Consider the following 2,622-nt stretch of genomic DNA (forward strand, 5'->3'; position numbering starts at 1 on the left):
CATTCCAGATTCCTTAGACGAAGAATTTGGAGTTTCAAAAACAACACGCCAACCTTTTTCCAAAATCTCTTTCCCTGTAGTTTTAAACTTTACTTTTTCAGCTTTACCAATAACCGCAGTATTAGAGACTTTACAATCTGGATAAAAGACAGCTATAAAACGGCGTACAATACTATTGTAAACTTGTTGCTGATTGTATTGCAAATTCATTTGCTGCCCAGTTGGTATTATTGCGTGGTGATCTGTTACTTTACTATCATCGAAAACCTTTTTCGTCTTCTTTAATTTTTTTCCAAGCAAAGGCGCTGTTAAAGCAGTGTAAGTAGTTAAATTTTTCAGTATGCCATGTACTTTTGGGTAAACATCGTTTGGTAAAAACGTGGTGTCAACTCTAGGGTAAGTAACTACTTTTTGTTCGTATAGTTTTTGGACAATCTTCAAGGTTTCATCTGCAGAAAATCCAAATTTCGTATTGCAATAGACCTGTAATCCTGTTAAATCAAATAGCTTTGGTGCATATTCATTACCAGCCTTTTTTGTAATAGAAACAATTTCGAAATCGTGTTCTTTTACAATTTTCGCTAACTTCTCTCCATCTTCAACGTTAAGAAATCGCCCTTCTTCGTAGCTAAATAAAGTATCGCGATAGAGCGTTTGCAATTCCCAATACGGTTGTGGTTTAAAATTTTCTATCTCCTTAAACCGGTTAACCAACATAGCTAATGTTGGCGTTTGCACACGACCAACTGATAATACTTGTTTGTAGCCACCATGTTTTAAAGTGTACAAACGTGTTGCATTCATACCTAAAAGCCAATCTCCAATAGCACGAGAAAAACCTGCATAATATAAATTATCGTAATCTTCAGATGGTTTTAAGTTTTTGAAACCTTCTTTTATGGCTTCGGTTGTAAGCGAAGAAATCCAAAGCCTTTCTACCTTGCCTTTGTAATTCGCTTGATTTAAAACCCAGCGTTGTATTAATTCTCCTTCTTGCCCAGCATCACCACAATTTATAACAACATCTGCTTTATCGAATAGTTGTTTAATAATTTTAAACTGTTTTCGAATACCAGCATCTTTAGATATTTTGGTTTCAAAATGTTCTGGCAACATTGGTAAATTGTTTAGATCCCAACTTTTCCAATGCGGTTTATAATCGTTTGGCTCTTTAAGCGTACAAAGATGTCCAAAAGTATAGGTTACAGCATATCCATTGCCTTCATAATACCCATCACGTTTGGTGGTAGACCCAAGAACGGAAGCAATTTCTCTCGCTACAGATGGTTTTTCGGCAATACAGACTTTCATTTAATATGTTTAAAATTTAAAAAATCGAAGTAAGTTGTTGACTGTTTAGTTATTCGCTATCTATTAATCCTTTGTTTGAACTTTGGAAAACAAGTAATAACTAGCTAAAGATATTATATTATAAAAAGTTCAATCTGCCGATTGAATTATTTTTATTCCATCAAAATAATTTCCTGCTTGCAAACCGATTTTCAGAGTCCTTTCAGAATTGGTTTGGTTTTCGAACATTGTGATACTTATTTCCGTTGCGTTTTTCCTTTCCAATTTAAAATCCGGATTTATTATAACGAAATTTTTAATTGTAGTGTCCGTATCACTAAAATCATAAGTTTGGCCTTTATCCGAATATATCTCTGAAATCCACCACCCCTCTCCTTCAGTCGTAATTATTGCGCTATTTTGTTTGGAGTCGAATTGAAATTCTTTCTGGGAAAGCTTAATGTTGTCATCCCATTTTCCAATTTCATCATTAGAACAAGAATAGCTAAGCAGTAGTATAAGAAATACAATAAATAGATTTTTCATGCCGTTTAGTCTGCTGCTATTAAGAATTGATTTTTGAACTTTTTTTAAAAAGATTTAAGCCAATATTTAAAGAACTTTGAAAATTTGGAGATAAAATTGTGAAGTAGTATCGATTTCAAAAATTCTCATTTTATGAATTCCTTTTGGCTCATAAACAGGCATTTTAGAATTACCGGAAACTGGTAGTGGATAGTTTAGTGAACCAACTGCAGCTGAATTTTCAATTATCTTGACAAGATTCGAATAGGAATCAAAATTACTCTTCCTTGTTCTTTTTCCAATGATATACGGTGTAGTTGCAATAGTGCTCCAGTCATATTTAAGCAATCGATTATCCTCCTTATCAACAGTGTTTGTTGAATCTTGTGATTGCATCATGTAAATTCCAAACAGTGCGATGATGCTTAAATAAAATGATTTTTTCATATCGAAATATTTTTATTATCGTAAGTTAATAAATGACAATCCTTTAATTGAGCTTTAAATTTAAAATCTGATAGAGAAAAATTTGTTATTGACTTTATATTCAAAATTGGTAATATTGATGATTATATAAATGAATGTGTTAGCCAGAATAATTTTAACGATGTAGCTAAAAGACATGAATTTGTAATTTAATTCTTGTTATCATTCCCTTTCTCTATACTTCCAACCTTTATTGGTCTTATATGTATTCAAATTACCGCAATGAGGACAAGCAAGCTCATTATCCCATTTTAAGCGCTCATGCATGAAATTGGTTACATTATTTTTTACGATACAACCACCAATTCATATCTCTTGTTA

At 32.4% G+C, this 2,622-nt stretch carries 3 protein-coding genes; all 3 read right to left on the bottom strand.

Annotated elements, in window-relative coordinates; all coding sequences use genetic code 11:
* On the bottom strand, positions 1-1,311 hold a 1,311-nt coding region (locus AACZ53_RS14375; protein ID WP_339839870.1), incomplete at its 3' end, for a DNA topoisomerase.
* Between the two features lie 129 nt (positions 1,312-1,440).
* On the bottom strand, positions 1,441-1,836 hold the full coding sequence (locus tag AACZ53_RS14380; RefSeq protein ID WP_339626763.1) for a hypothetical protein: 396 nt from the start codon (positions 1,834-1,836) through the stop codon (positions 1,441-1,443).
* A 66-nt stretch (positions 1,837-1,902) separates the two neighbouring features.
* Positions 1,903-2,262 carry a hypothetical protein gene (locus AACZ53_RS14385; RefSeq protein ID WP_339839872.1) on the bottom strand — a complete coding sequence of 120 codons (360 nt, stop codon included), beginning with the start codon at positions 2,260-2,262 and terminating at the stop codon, positions 1,903-1,905.
* Between the last annotated feature and the right edge of the window lie 360 nt (positions 2,263-2,622).

It is taken from the genome of uncultured Flavobacterium sp., from assembly GCF_963975005.1.
Classification (GTDB): domain Bacteria; phylum Bacteroidota; class Bacteroidia; order Flavobacteriales; family Flavobacteriaceae; genus Flavobacterium.